Origin of the sequence: Christensenella timonensis (genome assembly GCF_900087015.1) — a bacterium.
GTDB classification, from domain to species: Bacteria; Bacillota; Clostridia; order Christensenellales; family Christensenellaceae; genus Christensenella; species Christensenella timonensis.
The window spans coordinates 215,277-234,759 of record NZ_FLKP01000002.1; the positions used below are offsets into that span (position 1 = coordinate 215,277).

Genomic DNA, 19,483 nt, shown 5'->3' on the forward strand with positions numbered 1-19,483 from the left:
GCTGCCCGCTCCCAAAGGACTGCAAAAAAGGAGGACAATACGTGTTTTCATTGGAACAACTGACAGAATTTTTAACGATGAACAAAGCCGATTTTGAGATCATCGCCCACGATGAGCCGATCCTCACCGTGGAGGATTCGGGCAAATATTTCCCCTTGGAAGAGTGCGCGCCTGTGTTTGTCGTACAAGCCGACCAGAGCCTTGCCGCACTCATCATGAACGCACAGCGCGGCAAGGTCAACTTGAAATCGCTGGCCGCAGAGCACGGCTTCCATACCCTGCAGCTGGCGAACCCTAAAGTCGTCGCCCAGGCTACGGGCTATAAAACGGGCAACCTGCCGCTGATCGGCCATAACCTGCCCTGCCTTTTTGACAAGAGCCTGACCATACACGATTACATCTACGGGGGCACGGGCGACCCTTTGCAAACGCTGAAGATCAAACCCGAAGACGTGATCCGCTTAAACCGCATGCTCGGTTTCGTCGAATAAAATTTTCCAGTCAAAAAGCCGCCATATCAGGCGGCTTTTTCATTTTCCTGTCTTGTTTATGACGCGGCGATGGCCGGGGCTGCGAATTGGCTGTTGTAAAGGTCGGCGTAAAACCCGTTTTGCTTAAGCAACTCGTCGTGCGTGCCCTGCTCCACAATGTCGCCGTCCTTCATGACTAAGATCAGGTCTGCATCCTTGATCGTCGACAGCCTGTGCGCAATAACAAAGCTCGTCCTGCCTTCCATCAGCTTGTCCATCGCTTTTTGGATCAAGGCCTCGGTACGCGTATCCACGGAGCTCGTCGCTTCGTCCAAAATAAGCATATCCGGGTCGGCAAGGATCGCCCGCGCAATGGTCAGCAGCTGTTTCTGCCCCTGCGAGATATTGGATGCGTCCTCGTTTAAGACCATCTCATACCCATGCGGCAGCGCCTTGATGAAGTGGTCTGCATATGCGGCCTTCGCCGCGGCGATCACTTCCTCGTCCGTCGCGTCCATGCGCCCGTAACGGATGTTCTCCATGATCGTATCGTTGTAAAGCCATGTGTCCTGCAACACCATGCCGAAATGCCGCCGCAGGTCCGCACGCGTAAAGTCCATCGCGTCATGCCCGTCGATCAGGATCCTGCCGCCGTTCAAGTCATAAAAACGCATGAGCAGCTTGATCATCGTCGTCTTGCCTGCCCCCGTCGGGCCGACGATCGCGATCTTCTGCCCGGGGTTTACCTTGGCGGAAAAATCGTTGATGATGATCTTTTCCGGCGTATAACCAAAGTGCACATCCTCAAACTCCACGTTGCCTTCCACTTTTTCGAGCTTCACAGGGTTTGCCGTGTCCGGGGATTCCTCCTCTTCGTTTAAAAACTCGAACACACGCTCTGCGGCCGCAGCCGTCTGCTGCAGGATGTTCGATATATTTGCCAGCTGCGACAGGGGCATCGTAAAGTTACGCACATACTGAACGAACGACTGGATGTTACCGACCGTGATCGTCCCGTTCGCCGCCAAATACCCGCCCAGCACGCATACCGCAACATAGCCGAGGTTGCCGATGAAACCCATGATGGGCTGCATCATACCGGACATGAAATTCGCCTTCCATGCCGCATTGTACAGCTTGCCGTTTTCTTTGTTGAACACCTCGATGCTTTCCGCTTCTCCATTATAGGCGGAGATCACGTTGTGCCCCCCGTACATTTCTTCCACGTGCCCGTTGACCGTGCCCAGGTATTCCTGCTGCTGTTTAAAAAACTTCTGCGAACGCTTGACCACCTGGAAGATCAGTAGTAGCGCAATGGGGATGATGCAGACCACGACAACCGTCATCAGGGCGCTGATCGTCAGCATCATGATCACCACGCCGATCACCATCGTCACCGACGTGATGATCTGCGATAAGCTCTGGTTTAAGGTCTGGTTGATCGTATCCACGTCGTTTGTCACGCGCGAAAGCACGTCGCCGTGGCTGTTCTTGTCAAAGTATGAAAGCGGGAGCGTATTCATCTTCTCACTGATGTCCTTGCGCAGGCGGTAAGTAACTTTCATGGAAACGCCCGTCATGATGAATCCCTGGATGTAGCTGAATAATGCGGATATTCCGTACAGCACCAACAGGGTGATCAGTATCTGGCCGATCTGCGTAAAGTCGATCCCCGTCCCGCTGCCGCTGATCTGCCCCATCACGCCTTCAAACAGTACCGTCGTCGCGTTGCCCATCAGCTTCGGCCCGATGATCGTGAAAATCGTGGAAGCGATGGCAAAGATAAATACCGTGATGACCGCGCCCTTATAATTTCCGATATATTTTAAGAGCCGGCTCATGGAACCCTTGAAGTCCTTTGCTTTCGCACCCGTCACAGGTACGTTGTGTCCGGGGCCGCCACCGCCCATCGGGCCTCTTTTACCTCCCATCGGAGGCCGTTTATTCGTCTTTTCACTCATTTGTCAGTTCCTCCTCCGAAAGCTGTGACAGCGCGATCTCGCGGTACGCCTCGCAATCCTTCATCAATTCCTTGTGCGTACCCCTGCCGACGATCCTGCCTTCGTCCAGCACGATGATCTGCTGCGCGTCCATGATCGTGCCTACCCGCTGCGCGATGATAAGCACCGTCTTATCCTGCGTCTGTTCCCGGATGGCTGCCCTCAGCGTCGCATCCGTTTTGAAGTCGAGCGCCGAAAAGCTGTCGTCAAAAATATAAATGTTGGGGTCTTTTACCAGCGCGCGGGCAATGGAAAGCCGTTGCTTCTGCCCGCCGGAGACGTTCGCGCCTCCCTGCGATATCCCGCCGTCAAAACCGCGCTTGCTCTTAGAGATAAACTCCATGGCCTGCGCCTGCTCCGCCGCTTTTTCAAGCTGCCCGTCGGTTGCGTCCTCGTCGCCCAGCCGCAGGTTGGAAGCGACCGTCCCGGAAAACAGTACCGACTTCTGCGGCACATATCCCAGCTGGTCGCGCAGGTCGTGGCGCGTGACGTCGCGCACGTCGATCCCGTCGATGGTCACGCTCCCGCTCGTCACGTCGTAAAAACGCGGGATCAGGTTTGCCACCGTGGATTTCCCCGACCCGGTCGAGCCGATGAAAGCCGTTGTCTCTCCCGGCCTGGCGACAAAATTGATATCGGTAAGCACATTTTCGTCCGCGCCCGGATAGGCAAAACACACGTCCTTGAATTCAAGCAGCCCCTTGGGGTCTGTAAACTTCTTCGGGTTTTTGGGGTCTTTGATCGCCGGATCCGTATCCAGCACGTCCGCGATACGGTTTGCCGATACGGAAGCACGCGGCAGCATGATGAACATCATCGACATCATGAGGAACGCCATAATGATCTGCATCGCGTATTGGATGAAGGCCATCATATCGCCCACCTGCATGGAAGAAGCCGCGATCTGGTTGGCGCCTACCCAGATGATGAGTACGGATATCCCGTTCATGATCAGCATCATGACGGGCATCATCAGCACCATTGCCCGGTTGACGAACAGCGATGTCTTGGTGAGGTCTTCGTTTGCTTTATCAAAACGGTCGAGCTCAAATTTCTGCGTATTGAAGGCACGAATGACCATCAGCCCTGAAAGGCTCTCGCGCATGACAAGGTTCAGCCTGTCGACCAAACCCTGTATCTTCTTGAACTTGGGCATGACGACCGCAAAGATCGAACCGATGAACCCCAGCAGCACAATGACCGCAAGCGCGATAATCCACGACATGGAAACGCTTTTATTGAGCGCCATGATGACGCCGCCCACGCCCATGATCGGCGCATAAATGACCATGCGGATCATGAGGATCAGCACCATCTGTATCTGCGTCACGTCGTTGGTGTTGCGCGTAATGAGCGACGCCGTCGAAAATTTATCAAATTCCACATTGGAGAAGTTCTCCACCTTGGTGAATGTCCGCTCCCGCAGGTCGCGCGCAACGCCCGCTCCGGTTTTTGCCGCAAGCAGCCCGACCACAACCGTGCATGCCGCGCTGCCCAGCGCCAAAAGAAGCATCAGGCCGCCGTTGCTCAGGATGTAGCTTTGCTGGATTGCCATGGTGTCCATCCCCAGTGCCGCATATTCGGCCTTGACCGCCGGGATCGCCATTTGCTGGAGCGTGCTGGCGTCCATACCGCCGAGCTTCTCGTCGAGCAGCTTGCCCAATGCCCCGTATACCTGCTGGGCGTCCGGGTACGCGTTCAGGGCGGCAAAGAAATCCGTGCCCTCCGGCTGCTGTGCATAATACATCATAAACTGCGTCACTGCCGGCGGGATCTCCGCCGTTTTTTCCGTACCGTCCTCGTTTTGCTGCTTATCCAGCGCGATTGTGTTAGAGCCGCTCTTTTCCGCCTCGATCACCTGGTTGATCGCGCTTACAGATGCGAACGGCTTTGCAAAAACCGCTCCCAGCTCAAGCTGCGTTTTCTCGTCTACCTTGTTCTCCACATAGATATTTTCATTTTCGAGCGCCGGGTATTCCTTTAAATAGGTATCATAATCCGCACTGTCTTTTGTCACGAGCGTGTAGCTTGCCTTCGCCAAGTTTTTCTGGCCGTCGTCCATAAACGCCTGTAAGGTGTTCATCGTCCCTTCGCTCACCGCCTGCGGCGCCGCGCGCTCGATGCCGCCCTGCTGTATGCCGGTATCGACGATCTTCGACATATAGTTAGGAAGCGACAGGTCGCAGTACGCCTGCCCGAACAGCAGGATGACCGCTGCCAAGATGAGCATGGCATAAGGCTTTAAATACTTCAGTATGCGCCTCATATAACTTTCTTTTTCCTTTCTTTTTGAAAAATCGAAACTTCTTGATTGGTTTATGATACTGCGGTTGCATAATATTGTCAATATGTTTTTAATAATTATTGACACGGTTGCATAAATATGATAACCTCAATGTTGAAATACTGGAAAGAGAAGTGTCGTCATGGCCGAGAGGAATACCAAAGAAAGAATCAAACAGATCGCGCTTAGCCTGTTTCGAGAAAAAGGTTTCGAGAATGTCACCATCAACGAGATCTGTAAGGCCAGCGGGGTCAACAAGCACACCTTTTATTATTACTTCAAGTCAAAAGACGATCTTTTGGACGACTATCACGAAATCTCTTATGACATCGATACCTCCTCGTTCGTAGAAATCCTCAATGCCGAAAATTTTATCGAACAATTATGGTTTTCCTATAAACCTTTTTTTGAGCGCATTAACGATTCCGGCACAGAAATTGCGCGCCAGCTCTTCATCAAGAATTTAAACCGCGATGTGGGGACGTTTCGGCTGGACGATAAACGGGATTCCATGCTTGCGCTGCAGCAGGACATTATAAAAAAGGCACAGGCCGCAGGCGAAATGCGTAACATGTCCGACCCTAAGATGCTGCTCTCGCTCATGCACCAGCTTTTGATGAGCACATCGTTTGCCTGGGTGATGTCCGGCGGCGGGTTCAGCTTTGAGGAAGCGAGCCGAGGAGAGATGGAAGTGCTGTTCGATGTAAAAGCCGAGCTGCGCAAAGCGCAGCATATCAACCTCGATGGAATCTGGCGGAATTGGGATCGCGACGGACGCCGCCGCAAGATGCGTGAAATGCACAAGCATTGCCATCCCAGGCGCGATCCGTCCGAAAAAGGAGAATGACCCATATGAAAACAACGGCAGTTTATTTCAGTCCCACCGGCGGGACGAAAAAGTATGTGGAAGAAATCGCCGGAAAACTGGACGCAGGATATGCGCATGTCGGCCTGACAGACCGGGAGACGCGGCTAAAGGAGCACTTTTTTACCAAGGACGACCTGGTCGTTTTAGGCGTGCCCGTCTATTATGGCCGTATCCCCCAAATTGACGGCGGTCTTTTGAACCATCTGCACGGCGACCACACGCCCGCCATTCTTGTTGTGAGCTACGGGAACCGCGCGTTTGACGATGCGCTGCTGGAGCTTTCAGACGTTTGTGCCAAGCAGGATTTTGATACGGTCGCCGCCTTTGCGGGACTTGCGCAGCATACCTTTTCGGAAAAAATCGCTTCCGGCCGCCCGAACGCGGACGATCTCGCGCTCGCGAGGGCGTTTGCCGCAAAATTGGATCCGCTTCCCGCTTTCCGTCCGGCCCTTCCCGGCGGGCATCCCTACCGTCCGTACGGCAGCGTGCCGTTTGCCCCCAAGGGGGATAAGTCGTGTACCGGCTGCGGCGTATGCGCAAAGATCTGTCCTGCGGGCGCGATCGACGCGGCTGCCCCCAGGAAAACGGATACGCAAAAGTGCATCCGCTGTTTTGCCTGCGTAAAACAGTGCCCGGCGCGCGCGCAAGCTTTCCAATCCCCTTTTCCGCGTCGCGGCAAAGAAGCTGGAGGACAACCTCACCAAAGCCGACCGGCAGTGTGAGGGCTTTTTGCCTTGAGTAAGCTTTCTGCCAATACTTGTTGCCGCCAGTCGTCGCGCTCCCGATAGACGTAGTTTACCGCAGTCTCGGATGGCTATTTTGATACCATCCGGTACGCCCCTAGCGGGGCTTTTTTATTTGCAGCACATCGCACGGTTTGCCCGCCAGCTCCGCCGCCGTGCCTACCGCCCCGACAAACCAGCTTTGTTCGTCAGTTACGATAACCACGGCGCGGTCTGCCGCTGCGAGGGCGCAGTCCGGCGGAAGCAAAACCTTCATTGTATTATAATGCTCGATTTCTATTTCATCATCCGTAAATAATAAGATTTTCATAAAAACCAACCTCCTTATGAATGCATAATAAATGATATTTGCATTCATTTTTCACAATCGAATGATAAATATAGTTATAATAACTATAAAATGAGTTCATATAGAAACTGTCATGAAAACGGGGAATGAAACAAAGGATGAATGAAAAACATCTTTTACAAATGCCCGCCCGGACTGCGGGCACCACTTATACATTGCGCCTGTCACGAGAGCTGCTTGATCAGCTTCACTTTGTCGCGAGCTACAATGGGCGTTCCGCCAACATGGAAATGATCCAACTGATCAAAAAACACATCGCCGAATTCGAGGCAAAGCACGGCAAAATCAACGAATAAAAAGTAAAGCGCCCGGCGCGGGCGCTTTTTTGTAACTTTTTTGTAAAATATCCTATTGACTTTTCTATACATTAGCAATACAATATCTATGGATTGATTAAATACTATCATACAGTATATTGTGTCTTGCGGGTGATCCCCTTGGGGTCATAATTGGGAAGACGGGTGCAAATCCCGCGCGGTCCCGCCGCTGTAAGAGTGTAGCCACATGCAAAATGCCACTGGGACGGCAAGTCCCGGGAAGGGGCGTGCGGCGTTTGAAGCTCGAGCCAGAATACCAGCCCGCAAAAATTCACTCAAATACTGCCACGGAGTATGGCAAAAGAGTTATACGCTCTTGATCCGGGCGTTTTTTTATTCTTGCGCCTTATCCACACTTATCACACAAGGAGAAGAATCATGATCACACAAATCAAAAAAAGGGATGGGAGCACACAGGCTTTCCAGAAAGAAAAAATCACATGGGCCATCTTCAAGGCCGTTACCGCGGTAGGCGGCGACGATTTTGATACCGCGCAGAAAATCAGCGACGATGTTGTCGACCTTGCCAACCTGCAGTTGAAAACGGAAGTCGCGGACGTCGAGCAGATCCAGGATCTCGTGGAAAAAGTCCTCATCGAGGGCGGACACGCAAAAACGGCGAAAGCCTACATCCTGTACCGTGAAAAACGCCGTGCCGCAAGGGAATCAAACGCCCTTATCGGCGCGACCATCGATATGTTCTCCGACTATCTCGACGATAAGGACTGGCAGATCAAGGAAAACGCCAACACGCAAAAATCCATCAACGGCATGAACAACTATGTGCGCGAGACGTTCACCAAGCAATACTGGCTGCATGAGATCTATCCGCAGGAAGTGCGCGAGGCGCATACGGGCGGCGATTTCCATATCCACGACCTCGGTTTTTTCGGCCCTTATTGCGCGGGATGGGATTTAAAACAGCTTTTGATGGACGGGTTCGGCGGCGTTCCGGGCAAGGTGGAGTCTTCCCCGGCAAACCACCTGCGTTCTTTCTTAGGGCAGGTCGTCAATTCCACGTTCACCACGCAGGGCGAGACGGCAGGCGCGCAGGCATGGTCCTCCATCGACACTTATTGCGCCCCGTTCATCCGCTACGACAACATGACCAAAAAGGAAGTCAAGCAGGCGCTGCAGGAATTCATCTTCAACATCAACGTGCCCACGCGCGTAGGCTTCCAGTGCCCGTTTTCCAACCTGACGTTCGATATCGTCGTGCCGCGCACCTTAAAGGACGAAGCGGTCATCACGGGCGGCCAGGTGCGGCGCGAGACATACGGGGAGTTCCAGAAGGAAATGGATCTTTTCAACGAATGTTTCTGTGAGGTGATGCTGGAGGGCGATTCCAAAGGCCGCGTATTCACGTTCCCCATCCCCACCATCAACGTGACCAACGAATTTGACTGGGACAGCCCGGTGGTCAATAAATTCATGGAGATCACCTGTAAATACGGTATCCCGTATTTCTCCAACTATATCAATTCCGACTTAAGCCCGGAGGACGCGCTTTCCATGTGCTGCCGCCTGCGGCTTGATACCAAGGAGCTTCGGAAACGCGGGGGCGGCCTGTTCGGCTCCAACCCCATGACGGGTTCCATCGGCGTTGTGACCATCAACCTGCCGCGCATCGGTTACCTTTCCAAATCCGAAGGCGAATTCAAAGCACGGCTGTGGCAGCTTGTCATGATGGCCAAAAACAGTTTGGAAATCAAGCGTAAGATCATCGAAGACCAGACGGATAAGGGCTTATACCCGTTCTCCGCCCACTATCTGCGCAACATCAAAATGCGTACCGGCCAGTATTGGTTCAACCACTTCAATACGATCGGCGTACTGGGCATGAACGAAGCGCTCTTAAACTTCTTTGGCGACGGCACGGACCTGACCACGGAAAAAGGGCAGGAATTCGCCGTCTCGATCATGAATTACATGCGCGATTTAATGACGCAGATCCAGGAGGAGACCGGCCACTTCTATAATCTGGAAGCAACGCCGGCAGAAGGTACCAGCTACCGTTTGGCGGAGCTTGACCGCAAAAAATATCCTGAAATCATTTGCGCGGGTGACGAAAAGGTTCCTTACTATACCAATTCCACGCAGCTTCCCGTCGGCTTCACGGACGACATCTTTGAAACGATGGACTTGCAGGACGAGCTGCAAAGCCTGTATACGGGCGGTACGGTGCTGCATCTTTACATGGGCGAGCGCATCTCGGATATCGAGGTCGCCAAAAAACTCATCCGTAAGATTTTCACCAACTACAAGCTCCCGTATATTTCGTTGACGCCCACGTTCTCCATTTGCCAGGAGCACGGCTACCTGGACGGCGAGCAGTTCACCTGCCCGGAATGCGGAAACGATACGGAGGTATGGAGCCGCGTCGTCGGTTACCTGCGCCCGGTGCAGAACTTCCACAAAGGCAAAAAGATGGAATACGACGAGCGTATCAAGTACGCGGTCAAAGAAAATACGCTGTGAACATCGCGGGGCTTTTAAAAAACGGAACCATCGATTTTCCGCACCGCCTTGCGGCGGTGGTATTTACGGCAGGCTGCAATTACGATTGCAGCTTCTGCCATAACCGGGAGCTCCTCACCGCCACAGACTTCATGGACAACGAAGAGGTCATGGCCTTCCTGAAAAAGCGGGCGGGCCTGCTCGACGGAATCGTGCTTTCCGGCGGCGAGCCCACGCTGCAAAAGGATATCGCCGCGTTTGCAGGACAGCTGAAAGAGTTAGGTTACGATGTCAAGCTGGATACCAACGGCAGCAATCCTGCTGTGGTTAAAACGCTGCTTGAGCGTAATCTCCTTGATTACATCGCCATGGACTATAAAGCTCCCTTTGCGCGCTATCCGGAGATTTGCGGCGGGCTGGCGGATGCTGCTCCCGTGCGCGAAACGCTCGATATCCTGTTTGGTTCGGATGTTGAGTGGGAATTACGCACGACTGTGATCCCGCAGCTTACCATCCGCGACCTGCATACCATGGCCCGCGAAGTGGATACGCTTCCCGCCTATGCGCTGCAGCTTTACCGGCCCGTAGGCGTGGAAAAGCTCCGCATCTATTCCCCGCGGGAGCTCGAAGCTTTTGCAAAAGAGCTTTCCGGCAGTCAGCCAAACACCTTTTCCAGGTGTTGACCAAAGGAAAAGCCCCGGCCTTTTGGCCGGGGCTTTTCTATCCTCCAACTGTTTCGGTCACTCCTTTGCCGCAACCATTTTTTTATTGATTTTTTTCTTAGCGCCTCCCAAGCTGTTCACAAGCACCGCCACATACAGCACGATACCCGTTACGATCTGCTGGAAGAAGGAATCGATACCCATCATCTGCATACCGTTGGTGAGGATCATCAGGATCAGCGTACCGATCACGACCCCTAAGATCGTTCCTTCCCCGCCCTTGATGTTGACGCCGCCCAGTATGACGGCTGCAATGACGGAAAACTCCATGCCCACGCCGATGGTCGGGTCGGCGCTGCCAAGGCGGCCCACCTGCCAGATGCCCGAAAACGCCGCGATCACACCGCTTAAGATGAAGAAAATCATGCGCATCTTAAATACGTTGATACCTGCATAATACGCTGCGCTGTCGTTTCCGCCGATGGCGATCGCATACTTACCGAGGAGCGTTTTCTTCTCGAGGAAAATAAATACGATGATAACCGCCACTACGATAAACAACGCCAGCGGGATACTGTCAAAGAACTTCATCGAGTTCCATGCTGTGATCGGCTTCACCAGCTCGTCGCTGATCGGGATCGCGTTGCAAACCGTAAGCGCCATGCCTGCGGTAATGATCCACGTAGCGAGCGTCGCCATGATCGCCGGGATTTTCAGCTTTTCCATGATGACCGTGTTGAGCACGCCGATGCCTGCGCCGAACACCATGATGATCGGGATCGCCAGCCACGGGTTCACGCCCCAGATACACAGGTAGCCATAGAACATTGCCGAAAGCCCCATGACGCCCCCGACCGACAGGTCGATCGCGCCGCTCGCGATCACGAACATCATCGAGCAGGCAAGAAGCAGGTTGGGCAGGCTTTGGCGAACCATGCTCATCATATTGCGCATACTGATAAACCGATCATTCTGCGAGAAAAAGAACACGCATAATGCAACCAAAATAATCAGAAGGACAATATTTTGTTTTGAAGATCTTCCTAATTTACTCATTGTTCTTCCTCCCTTCTCAAACCTTGATCCGGTCGCGGATGATGTTGTTCATCAGGATCGCAAGGATCAGTACCACGCCGCGTACCACGTTTTGGATATATTCCGTCATGCCCTGCATGTTCATGATATTGGTCAGCACCGCAATGAACAGTGCGCCGATCAGCATGCCGAACACCGTACCGCGCCCGCCGTTGATATCCGTACCGCCAAGTACCGCAACGATGATACAGTCCGCATGCAGTTCCGGAAAGATACCGCTGTCGGCGGCAGCCAGGCGGGAAGTCAGGACAACGCCGGCGAAAGCCGCCATCATGCCCGAACCCATAAACACCCTTGAAACGACTTTCTTGTCATTGATACCCGAAAGCTTTGCAGACGTCATATTGGAACCGACTGCATAAACCTTGCTGCCGAACGTCGTTTTGCTTTGGATGATCATAAAGATGACGACAGCGATCAGTGCATATACCATAGGCAGCGGAACGCCGCCGATCGTCTGCCCGATGACGCCGATATCCTGCGGAAGGTTGAATACCACCGCGCCGCCCGCGCCGATCAGCGCCACGCCGCGGCAGATATAGCTGAATGCCAATGAAATGATAAAAGACGGCAGCTTGAACTTCGCAATGGAATATCCGCTCAAAAATCCAAAGCCTGCGCCGGCCAATACCGAAAGAACCGCCGCCAGCAGGACAGGTATGCCGGCAATGGACATCAGGCCGAACAATACGGCGCCCATTGCGCCGACGCCGCCGACCGACAGGTCAAGGTTCCCCGAAATCAGTACCAGCGTGACCGCCGCACCGACCATGATGATGCTGGACGAGTTTACAAAAATGTTCAATATATTCGTGTACCCAAAGAACAGGTCTGGCTGCAGGATAAAACCTACAATACATGCCGCCACAAAAATCAGGAAGATCGTCAGGTTCTGTACGCCGTCGGAGGTCATTTTCAGGCCTTTTTTCTGTGTCAGCGTTTTCTCTTTATTCATGATCCGTACCTCCTCCCGTAACAATGTGCATGATTTCTTGCGTTTTGAGCGTTTCATCGTTGTTCATCACAGCTTTGACTTCGCCGTCAAACAAAAGCACGATCCGGTCGCACAACCCAAGGATTTCCGGCAGTTCGCTGGAGAATACGACAGCCGAACATCCATCCTTGACCATCTTGCGGATGATCTGGTATATCTCCTGCTTTGCCCCTACGTCAACGCCCCTTGTCGGCTCGTCCAGCAAAAGCACCTTCGGATCGGCGTTCAGGCACTTAGCCAGAACGACTTTCTGCTGGTTTCCGCCCGAGAGGTAGGCAACGGATTGGTTTTCGTTGCGGCAGGCGATGCCGATCGATTCAATGTACTCTTTGGCGATCTCCGCCTGCTTTGCCTTGTTGAGCATCCCGTTTTTGGAAACCGTCTTATAATTCATCATCGGCGTGTTGGAAGCGATAGAAAGCGCCGTGCAGATCCCCTGCGTACGGCGTTCCTCCGGCACGAGGGCAATCCCCTTTGCAAGCGCCTTGCCCGGCGTTTTCAGGTCTGCGGCCTCTCCGTCCACCAGCACCTCGCCGATAAACGGGTCTGCCCCGAAAAGCGCCCGCGCAATCTCCGTCTTGCCCGCGCCGATCAATCCGTAAAACCCAAGTATCTCGCCTTTATAAAGATCAAAATTGATGTTTTTCAGTTTATCCGTCGTCAGGCTCTTTACTTCGATCGCTTTTTTAGTCTTATCCACATCGTTGGGAACGTAATCCTCCACAATGACCTTACCGATCATCATCTGGATCAGGTCGCTGCGATCCGCGACCTCGCTGCGTGGTTTTGTTTCAATATGTTTTCCATCGCGCAGGACTGTGATGTAGTCCGCAAGCTCCATGATCTCTTCCAGACGGTGGGAAATATATATGATCGTAATCCCCTGTTTTTTAAGATCGGCTATGATCTCGAACAGGCGGTTGACTTCTTCTTCTGTCAGCGCCGCAGTCGGTTCGTCCATGATAATAACGTCCGAATCCATTGCGAGCGCCTTCGCCATTTCGACGACTTGCCTCTTGGCAACGCTCAGCTCTTCAATATACTGCTTCGGCTCGATTGTAGCGTCGATCCTGCGCAGTACGTCGAAAACCTTCTGGTTGGAACTTTTTTTGATGATGCCGAATTTTGTTTCCTCAAGTCCGAGGCAAATATTTTCTTCCACCCGCAGCTTCTCAACAACATTCAATTCCTGGAACAGGCAGCCGATACCGCTTTTCATCGCGTCTTTCGTGCTGGAAGGATTGAACTCTTTTCCATTATACAGGATCGTACCGGAGGTTTTTGGATGCGCGCCCGTCAATATTTTGATCAACGTAGACTTCCCCGCACCGTTTTCACCAACCAGACAATGGCATGAACCTTTTACAATGTTAAAACTAACGTCGTCAAGCGCCTTGACACCGGTGAAATGTTTTGAAATGTTTTTTATTTCCAAAATATGCTCAGGCATTTGAACCTCCATTTCTGATTTTTACCGCGAACGGCAAATCTTTAACTTTTTGCAGGCAGGGGAGCTACCGCTCCCCTGCCTGCAATCTGTTTCTTGCTTCTTTCAGCCTTGCAGCTTACGCTACTTTGTTGTCTCCGAACGTACCAACCAGATCCAGCTTGTTTTCAGGCATGTACTGTGTGTTGTACCAATCCTGCATGGACTGTACGGAATCCTTGTAGTAGTTGAAATAGGTATCCGGAACCATTTCTTCTACGTATACGTCGTTGTCCATTTCGCCATTGATCAGCTTCATGATCATGTCGACCTGTGCATACGCGAATGTCTGCGGCTGCATGCCGAGGCAGTACTTCAGCGAAGACGTCGGGTCAGCGATTTTGTTGAGCTCGCCGTCGGAAGCATCTGTCGAAGCGATGATCTCCGTCTGCGGAACGCCGTCTACCGCTTTGCCGCGGCCGGCCGCTTCATATGCCGCCAGTGCGCCAAGGCCGTTTGAAACGTTGTCGCCGTAAACGACGTTTACATCCGGGTACTTTGTGATCGCATCGGAAGTGACCTTCGTAGCTTTTTCAAGGTCGCCGCCTGCATGCTCCCAATAAGTAGCGCCTGTCAGCGTTTCGCCGGCGCTGTTCTTGAAGCCTCTGTCCTCTGTAGGCAGGTAGTCAACGACCGTCTTAACGCCTTCCAGGAACGGGCCGCTGCGGTTATCGAAGCAGAACGCGATATCCGTCCAGCTTACAAGACCTACCTGAACCGGTTTGTCAGGATAAAGCTCGATCCACTGTTTCGCCATGTCCGCGCCCATCTGGGAAGCAACTTCCGCTTCGTCAATGCCGAGGAAAGGAACCTTTTCGCCTTTCGCCTTCACATTGTACGTCATGATGTTGATATCGGCATCGCGCACTTCGTTGATGATCTCGTCAACGCCGTCTTCCGTTACCGGATGAAGGATGATCCCGTCAACGCCTTTGCTGATGAACGTTTCTACCGCAGCGATTTCTTTATTGAGGTCGTTATCCGGATCGATTACTTCGTATGTAGCGCCATACTTTTCGTCCGCATAGATTTTCGCCCACTTCGCATCGTTGCCGTGAACGTCGTGCTTTAATGTGATCGGCACCTTACCGATCACAACGTCCGTTTTCGCTGCGCCGCCCTCCGCGGATGCAGATGCCTGCCCGCCTTCAGATGCCGCCGGGGCAGCAGACTCGGACGCAGCAGCACTACCGGATGCTTCCGGAGCAGCCGTACAAGCGATCAAAGCTACTGCTACGAGCATAATCGCAATAACGACCGCCACCAATTTTGTACTCTTTTTCATTTTCTTTATTCCTCCTTTTTATTTATATTCAATACCGGAAAACCGGTATCACGCGGATGTATCCCCGGTCACGGCCGCAACGCGCTCCAACAGCGCATCCAGCCGTTCCCTGTCCATATAATAGACGGACGTTCCGTCCGAAAGGATCATGAAGTAGGTCTGCTCATCCCTTGGCACGATGCTAAGCGAGAGCTGCTGCCCGTCCATAAGTGTCGTTTTCATCTGTGCCACGGCACCCATTTCCTTTGCCCCCGCCTCGTCGCGGCCGTCCGCTAAGAGCAGCACATATTTATAGTAGACGCTTACGAAATCGTCATAGTCGATCAGCCTGCCGTTTACCGAAGCTGTTTTCGCCCCGCTGTTGACCTCGAAGATATAATCTTTTCCGCCTATCTTCATTTCGATTGAGTTGATGGCGTCGATGTTGGCCCTCAATGGCGATATGAACAGCAGGCTTTGCGTGGTAAGCTGTGAAAAATCGATATCCGCCGTATAGAGCATTACAATATCGTCTTCACCGCCTGTGCGCACGAAGGTCGCAGATCCTGAGGTTCCTCCAAATTCAAGTGTCTGTTGGTTGCCGGAGGCGTCTACCAAAATCAACGCTTCGCCTGCGCGCTCAAGCCCCATTTCGCTGGCGCTTACCTGCTCGCGGTCTGGGAAGCCCGCGATCGTCCATCCCTTGAGCATTTCGAGGATTTCGTTCGTCACAACACTCCTGGCCGGCGCTTCGTACGGATAATTGAGATACCAATTCGTGCCGTCTGATACCAGGCTCACGCTCAGTTCGCCGTCCTTATAGTAAGCCACCTGCTGCAGGTTCTCGCTGTCCACCGTAAAGACGTTTTTATCCCTGTAAGCGGCCAGGCTCCCATCAAACTGCGCTACGTTTGCCGAAGGCGTAAGAGCCACGATCCCCTCCACATTCTTGACATAAGCGCTGCCGCTGCTGACCGTCGTATTGCCAACCACAAAGCTGTACTCGGTTCCTTGGCCCGTTTTCAGCTTTACCGCCGCTGCCGGCGGTTCCAATCCATACAGCCCGATCTCCTGGTCTAAAACGCGCGTGATGGTGAAATCATTGAGTGAATTGAGCATCAGGTTCATTTTTTCCATATTTGTCCGGTACTGCTGCTCGTTTTCCGAAACGATCCATGCCCCGCCGTCAAGGTCAAAGGCGTATTCCCCATATTGGTTCTTGATCTCGATATGCTCGATCTGCTGTCCTCCTAAGGAGAACAGCTTTCCGGACAACCCGGGATCTTTCGAGGTGCTGACGGCTATATATACTGCGATCAAAGCTATCAGTACCATGACCAGTACGACTAGCTTTTTATGCTTTTTCAGCATCATCTGTCCTCCCCGGCTACCGTACCTGTTATTTGTTCTTCTTCATGCGCCATACGAATATCGCGCCAATAAACATCACCAGCGGCATCACCACACAGCAGATGAACGTCAGCTTAATAAAATCAGCGCCACGCACCACCATACTGTTTGAATTGATCACCTTACCGGCGATAAGCGACGATTCCCGGCCGCCCTGCAGCCAGTCCACGCTGTTGATAAACAAATCGCCGTTCCCCTGCATCGCCAGGTTGCCGTCCGTCATAAAGTTAGAATCCCCGATCACAACCATACGGGAAGCCGTCCCATCCCCGCTTTTTTCCACGGCATACGCCAGGCTCACCGGCCCCGCCGTATCTTCCTCCGTCATTTCATTGCTGGCGATCGTCACGTCGCTGCGCATCCACGAGGATTGCGACGACTGCAGCAGCGGCGTTACCTTGACCGTATCGTCATGTTCTGTTTCCGCAAGGCCCCTTGCCAGCGGGAGCACCACATATTTTTGCCCGTTTATCATCTGCTCCGTGATCGCATGGCCGCCGTACCGTGGGATCAGGTACATATTACTCGTTGCCAGGTAATACGACGGGTCTTCCTCAAAAACAAAGTTGTTTGAAATATCGATTCCATAAGTGCGGGCGATCGCGCCCAGGTTTTTCAGCTTCTCCGTATTGGTGTTGAGCGTCGGATCCACCATCAGCAGCATCTTGCCGCCTTTGCCCAGGTAGTCGCCCAGCGCCGCCGCCTCGTCAGCGGAAAGGTCTGCCGTCGGTGACGCGACAACCACCAGCGCCGCATCTTCCGGTACGCTTCCTTTTTCCAAAAGCGACAGGTTCGCCACCTCATATGCATCGCGCTCTAACATGGACACCGCTTCCGTGACGTCCGCCGCCGTCTTGAGCTCGTCATGCCCCTGCAGGAAATAAACCTTGGGCAGGGTTTCTGCCGTCACATAACGAATGGCTCCCGTGATCTCGCTTTCCCCATAGAACTGGTTCCCGCCTTCGTTTGACGTAAACAGATCCGTCGGGGCGATCACTTTATATCTTCCATTTCCATTGACGATGATCGTGCCGTTGGCAACCGCTTTCACATCACCCATCTCATATCCCGCCAAAATGCCCGGATTCTTATCCACATCCAAAAACTCCACCTGGATTTTCGGAGATATCTTTTCATATTCTTTCAGGAGTGCCTCTACCATGGCGTCCCTGTTGCTTTCCGAATAAACCGCGCCGATCTTTACCGTGCCCGCCAGATCGCCAGTAACCGCTTTTGTCTCATCGCTCAAAACAAACAACTGTTGTCCCGTCATGTCATATGTCCACGGCACGCGGTACGCAAGCTGTACGCCGAAGATGACGACCAGCGCCACCACAACGATCCACACGGCCGATGCAACCAAAAATTTTCTTCTCTTTGCCGCGATAGCTGACTGCCGCTTTTTCATATTTGCCTCCCCCTCAGTTAAACCGGCGCTTTTCCATGCTCTTGATGGTAAGCAGCACGAAAACGACTGTCAGTCCGATGTAATAGCATACCGGCCCCAGGCTCAGTACGCCCAGCGTGAATTGGTCATACTGTACCGTGATCGCGATTGCGGACAGCATCGGCGTCAAAACCGGTATCGTCATGGATTTTGTAAACGAGGCCAGCAGCACCATGAAGAACAACAGCCCGAATGATGCGATCGCCGCGGTGATCTGGTTATCCACCAGCGAAGAGATGAAAAGGCAAACGGAACTCATGGCCATACCCAGCAGGAAAAATCCCAGGTAAGAGGACATCAGCGCCCCGAAGTTCGGATCGCCGTACGCCGCGATGATCCCCACGTAGACGAAGGTCGCAGCCAGTGCGATAGCGAACAGCGTCAGCGCCGCAAAGAATTTTCCCAGTACGATATCCGTCATTTTGAGTTTGGAGGTCGCCAGCACCATTTCCGTGCCTGCCTGCCGTTCTTCCGCGAACAGCTTCATCGTGAGCACCGGAAATATAATGAAAGCAAAATTTTTCAGCAGATCGAACGTCCCCGCCATATCCCCGTTTCCCCCGAGGAGGTTGTAGATCGTGAACATGATACCCGACAGGATGAGGAACACGCCTAAGAAGATGTACCCGAACGGCGTGGTGAAATATACTGCCATTTCTTTCTTATACAAGTATTTCATTCCTGCGCCTCCCTTCCCTTGCGTGCGTCTGCCGCGGTCAGGTTGAGGAACACCTGCTCCAAGGTAAGCTGCATGTTTTTCATTTCGAGGATCGGCATGTTTTCCTGTGCCAATGCAAAAAAGATATTTTTCCGCAACTGCGTACTGTCTCCCGCCGAGATTCGGAACCAGCATCCACCGCCCGCGCCGTCTACCGGCGCAAAGCAGGACTGTTCCATCACGCCCGCCAGCACTTTTGCCGCTTCGCCTTGTTTTGCATCCACACACAGCAGGAACCCATTTTTGCCCTGCTCCAGCTTTTCCATCTGGTCGACGGCCACCACGCGGCCCTCGTTTAAAATTACTACCTTTTCACACACCATATCGATCTCGGACAGGATGTGCGTACTGAATATGATCGTATGGTTTTTTCCCAGTTCGATCATCAGCTTCCTGAAATCGGCAATCTGCCGCGGATCGAGGCCCACGGTCGGCTCGTCCAGAATCAGTATTTCCGGCATCCCCATCAGCGCCCCGGCAAGCCCCACGCGCTGGCGGTAACCCTTGGACAAATGCGCGATCACCCGCTCTTTCACATGCGTGACCTGCGCGATCTCCATCACTTCTTCCACGCGGGAGTCCCGGTCTTGTTTGGCGATCCCCTTGATCTCCGCCATGAATTTCAGGTATTCAGCAACTTCCATCTCCAGGTAAAGCGGCGGAAGCTCGGGCAAAAAGCCGATCTTGGCAGCAGCCTCGCGCGGATTTTCCGCCACATCGATGCCGTCTACCAATATCGTTCCGTTTGTAGGCATCAGGTATCCCGCGATCATTTTCATGATCGTGGTCTTCCCTGCGCCGTTCGGCCCCAAAAGACCAACGATTTCGCCCTTATTGATTTTGAAGCTGACATTTTCTACTGCTGTTTTGTCGCCGTATGTCCTTGTCAGGTTGCTGATTTCAATCATGTTGTCTCCCG

At 53.0% G+C, this 19,483-nt stretch carries 17 protein-coding genes and 1 riboswitch; of the genes, 6 read left to right on the top strand and 11 right to left on the bottom strand.

What is annotated here, in order from left to right:
- The first annotated feature begins 41 nt into the window (after positions 1 to 41).
- Positions 42 to 491 carry an aminoacyl-tRNA deacylase gene (locus BN6471_RS02520; protein ID WP_082903289.1) on the top strand — a complete coding sequence of 150 codons (450 nt, stop codon included), beginning with the start codon at positions 42 to 44 and terminating at the stop codon, positions 489 to 491.
- Positions 492 to 547: 56 nt separating this feature from the next.
- Here BN6471_RS02520 and BN6471_RS02525 read toward each other — a convergent pair whose 3' ends face one another.
- Together BN6471_RS02525 and BN6471_RS02530 are read right to left on the bottom strand one after the other, a co-directional pair.
- Positions 548 to 2,431, bottom strand: a complete 1,884-nt coding sequence (locus BN6471_RS02525) for an ABC transporter ATP-binding protein (RefSeq protein ID WP_066645212.1) — start codon at positions 2,429 to 2,431, stop codon at positions 548 to 550.
- Entirely contained in the window at positions 2,424 to 4,736 is a 2,313-nt protein-coding gene (locus BN6471_RS02530) for an ABC transporter ATP-binding protein (RefSeq protein ID WP_066645217.1), read from the bottom strand. Before BN6471_RS02530 ends, BN6471_RS02525 begins: the two co-directional genes overlap by 8 nt.
- Before the next feature lie 160 nt (positions 4,737 to 4,896).
- Here BN6471_RS02530 and BN6471_RS02535 point away from each other — a divergent pair, with 160 nt between their 5' ends.
- Together BN6471_RS02535 and BN6471_RS02540 are read left to right on the top strand one after the other, a co-directional pair.
- The gene (locus tag BN6471_RS02535) at positions 4,897 to 5,601 is read left to right on the top strand and encodes a TetR/AcrR family transcriptional regulator (RefSeq protein WP_066645220.1); all 705 of its coding nucleotides are present in this window, start codon (positions 4,897 to 4,899) and stop codon (positions 5,599 to 5,601) included.
- A gap of 5 nt (positions 5,602 to 5,606) precedes the next feature.
- A complete protein-coding gene (locus BN6471_RS02540) occupies positions 5,607 to 6,344 on the top strand; it encodes a 4Fe-4S binding protein (RefSeq protein WP_162270165.1) in 738 nt (245 codons plus the stop codon).
- A gap of 118 nt (positions 6,345 to 6,462) precedes the next feature.
- Here BN6471_RS02540 and BN6471_RS02545 read toward each other — a convergent pair whose 3' ends face one another.
- Positions 6,463 to 6,675, bottom strand: coding sequence for a hypothetical protein (locus BN6471_RS02545; protein WP_066645222.1), 213 nt, complete (start codon positions 6,673 to 6,675; stop codon positions 6,463 to 6,465).
- Between the two features lie 125 nt (positions 6,676 to 6,800).
- Here BN6471_RS02545 and BN6471_RS02550 point away from each other — a divergent pair, with 125 nt between their 5' ends.
- From BN6471_RS02550 to BN6471_RS02560, 3 genes are all read left to right on the top strand, one after another.
- Positions 6,801 to 7,010: an Arc family DNA-binding protein gene (locus BN6471_RS02550; protein WP_066645226.1), complete on the top strand. Its 210-nt coding sequence runs from the start codon at positions 6,801 to 6,803 to the stop codon at positions 7,008 to 7,010.
- A 113-nt stretch (positions 7,011 to 7,123) separates the two neighbouring features.
- Positions 7,124 to 7,310: riboswitch (cobalamin riboswitch) on the top strand.
- A gap of 99 nt (positions 7,311 to 7,409) precedes the next feature.
- Positions 7,410 to 9,509 (top strand): ribonucleoside triphosphate reductase, encoded by a 2,100-nt coding sequence (locus BN6471_RS02555; RefSeq protein WP_066645229.1) that lies wholly within the window; start codon positions 7,410 to 7,412, stop codon positions 9,507 to 9,509.
- A complete protein-coding gene (locus BN6471_RS02560) occupies positions 9,506 to 10,171 on the top strand; it encodes an anaerobic ribonucleoside-triphosphate reductase activating protein (RefSeq protein ID WP_066645230.1) in 666 nt (221 codons plus the stop codon). The genes BN6471_RS02555 and BN6471_RS02560 overlap by 4 nt, the downstream gene beginning before the upstream one ends.
- 57 nt (positions 10,172 to 10,228) lie before the next feature.
- On the opposite strand, the gene BN6471_RS02565 is transcribed toward BN6471_RS02560, so the two are convergent.
- The 8 genes from BN6471_RS02565 to BN6471_RS02600 all read right to left on the bottom strand — a co-directional run bounded on the left by BN6471_RS02565 (position 10,229) and on the right by BN6471_RS02600 (position 19,472).
- On the bottom strand, positions 10,229 to 11,206 hold the full coding sequence (locus BN6471_RS02565; protein ID WP_066645231.1) for an ABC transporter permease: 978 nt from the start codon (positions 11,204 to 11,206) through the stop codon (positions 10,229 to 10,231).
- Positions 11,207 to 11,222: 16 nt separating this feature from the next.
- Positions 11,223 to 12,200: an ABC transporter permease gene (locus BN6471_RS02570; protein ID WP_066645232.1), complete on the bottom strand. Its 978-nt coding sequence runs from the start codon at positions 12,198 to 12,200 to the stop codon at positions 11,223 to 11,225.
- A complete protein-coding gene (locus BN6471_RS02575) occupies positions 12,193 to 13,689 on the bottom strand; it encodes a sugar ABC transporter ATP-binding protein (RefSeq protein WP_066645233.1) in 1,497 nt (498 codons plus the stop codon). Before BN6471_RS02575 ends, BN6471_RS02570 begins: the two co-directional genes overlap by 8 nt.
- A gap of 115 nt (positions 13,690 to 13,804) precedes the next feature.
- On the bottom strand, positions 13,805 to 15,010 hold the full coding sequence (locus BN6471_RS02580; RefSeq protein WP_066645234.1) for a sugar ABC transporter substrate-binding protein: 1,206 nt from the start codon (positions 15,008 to 15,010) through the stop codon (positions 13,805 to 13,807).
- A 48-nt stretch (positions 15,011 to 15,058) separates the two neighbouring features.
- A complete protein-coding gene (locus BN6471_RS02585; protein ID WP_082903294.1) occupies positions 15,059 to 16,363 on the bottom strand; it encodes a DUF4340 domain-containing protein in 1,305 nt (434 codons plus the stop codon).
- 25 nt (positions 16,364 to 16,388) lie between these two features.
- Positions 16,389 to 17,807, bottom strand: a complete 1,419-nt coding sequence (locus BN6471_RS02590) for a GldG family protein (RefSeq protein ID WP_066645238.1) — start codon at positions 17,805 to 17,807, stop codon at positions 16,389 to 16,391.
- A 13-nt stretch (positions 17,808 to 17,820) separates the two neighbouring features.
- Positions 17,821 to 18,525, bottom strand: coding sequence for an ABC transporter permease (locus tag BN6471_RS02595; RefSeq protein WP_066645239.1), 705 nt, complete (start codon positions 18,523 to 18,525; stop codon positions 17,821 to 17,823).
- Complete coding sequence (locus BN6471_RS02600; protein WP_066645241.1) at positions 18,522 to 19,472, bottom strand: ABC transporter ATP-binding protein; 951 nt, start codon at positions 19,470 to 19,472, stop codon at positions 18,522 to 18,524. The genes BN6471_RS02595 and BN6471_RS02600 overlap by 4 nt, the downstream gene beginning before the upstream one ends.
- Positions 19,473 to 19,483: the final 11 nt, after the last annotated feature.

Bases quoted from the DNA above. Each gene is read 5' to 3' on its own strand.
- BN6471_RS02555 (WP_066645229.1), top strand. From the start codon at position 7,410: ATGATCACACAAATCAAAAAAAGGGATGGGAGCACACAGGCTTTCCAG.
- BN6471_RS02575 (WP_066645233.1), bottom strand. From the start codon at position 13,689: ATGCCTGAGCATATTTTGGAAATAAAAAACATTTCAAAACATTTCACC.
- BN6471_RS02600 (WP_066645241.1), bottom strand. From the start codon at position 19,472: ATGATTGAAATCAGCAACCTGACAAGGACATACGGCGACAAAACAGCA.
- BN6471_RS02540 (WP_162270165.1), top strand. From the start codon at position 5,607: ATGAAAACAACGGCAGTTTATTTCAGTCCCACCGGCGGGACGAAAAAG.
- BN6471_RS02565 (WP_066645231.1), bottom strand. From the start codon at position 11,206: ATGAGTAAATTAGGAAGATCTTCAAAACAAAATATTGTCCTTCTGATT.
- BN6471_RS02550 (WP_066645226.1), top strand. From the start codon at position 6,801: ATGAAACAAAGGATGAATGAAAAACATCTTTTACAAATGCCCGCCCGG.
- BN6471_RS02525 (WP_066645212.1), bottom strand. From the start codon at position 2,431: ATGAGTGAAAAGACGAATAAACGGCCTCCGATGGGAGGTAAAAGAGGC.
- BN6471_RS02535 (WP_066645220.1), top strand. From the start codon at position 4,897: ATGGCCGAGAGGAATACCAAAGAAAGAATCAAACAGATCGCGCTTAGC.
- BN6471_RS02530 (WP_066645217.1), bottom strand. From the start codon at position 4,736: ATGAGGCGCATACTGAAGTATTTAAAGCCTTATGCCATGCTCATCTTG.
- BN6471_RS02590 (WP_066645238.1), bottom strand. From the start codon at position 17,807: ATGAAAAAGCGGCAGTCAGCTATCGCGGCAAAGAGAAGAAAATTTTTG.
- BN6471_RS02595 (WP_066645239.1), bottom strand. From the start codon at position 18,525: ATGAAATACTTGTATAAGAAAGAAATGGCAGTATATTTCACCACGCCG.
- BN6471_RS02580 (WP_066645234.1), bottom strand. From the start codon at position 15,010: ATGAAAAAGAGTACAAAATTGGTGGCGGTCGTTATTGCGATTATGCTC.
- BN6471_RS02570 (WP_066645232.1), bottom strand. From the start codon at position 12,200: ATGAATAAAGAGAAAACGCTGACACAGAAAAAAGGCCTGAAAATGACC.
- BN6471_RS02585 (WP_082903294.1), bottom strand. From the start codon at position 16,363: ATGATGCTGAAAAAGCATAAAAAGCTAGTCGTACTGGTCATGGTACTG.
- BN6471_RS02545 (WP_066645222.1), bottom strand. From the start codon at position 6,675: ATGAAAATCTTATTATTTACGGATGATGAAATAGAAATCGAGCATTAT.